Here is a 639-nt window from a genome sequence, read left to right on the forward strand (position 1 = left end):
AGTTGTTGAAGCCTTTTTAGCAGAGATAGAACGAGAGATACAACAACTCTCAACAAAAGCTGCTTAACCTTATGGGGTGTTTTGTTCCCCGCATATCTACGAGCACCCCCACCCTTCCTAACACTTTCAAGTAATGCGTGATTCACGCCACACGTGAATTGCATCTCAATGTAAGGAGAAAAGATATGGCGCCTCGTCCAGCTGCTATAACGCAACCAGCCATTGCACGCGCTTTAAGAGAAGCTAAAAAACAAGGTTGTGAACTCGTAGAAATCAAACCTACCGGTGAACTGCTTATCTATCTTAAATCCGATATTCCACTACCAAATTCAGTTAACCACCCAGACAAACTTTTAGATTTGTCAAAGAATGAATATTACGAAACCGCACTCTCTAAGATGTAAAATACCATGCCTAAACCACGTCCTCCTCATCTCGTTAAACAAATTACTCAACATGGCAAAATTGTATGGTATGTACGTATTGGTCATGGCAAACGCATTAGAATACGCGGTACCTATGGAACGCAAGAGTTTGTTGATAACTACAAAAGCGCACTTGCCGAGTTACAAGGGCTTATACTTCCTAAATCAAAAACCGGTAAACTTGTTGAAGGTTCATTTGCATGGCTGCTTAAAC

Annotated in this window: 1 protein-coding gene and 1 pseudogene; both read left to right on the plus strand. The window is 41.3% G+C overall.

What is annotated here, in order from left to right; translation table 11 throughout:
* Positions 1 to 185 precede the first annotated feature (185 nt).
* Positions 186 to 404 (plus strand): hypothetical protein, encoded by a 219-nt coding sequence (locus ACFINS_RS10735; protein ID WP_273791657.1) that lies wholly within the window; start codon positions 186 to 188, stop codon positions 402 to 404.
* Between the two features lie 6 nt (positions 405 to 410).
* Positions 411 to 639, plus strand: a pseudogene (locus ACFINS_RS10740) (integrase); the annotation flags it as partial.

This window comes from Bartonella sp. AA2SXKL, assembly GCF_042197205.1.
Taxonomy (GTDB): Bacteria; Pseudomonadota; Alphaproteobacteria; order Rhizobiales; family Rhizobiaceae; genus Bartonella.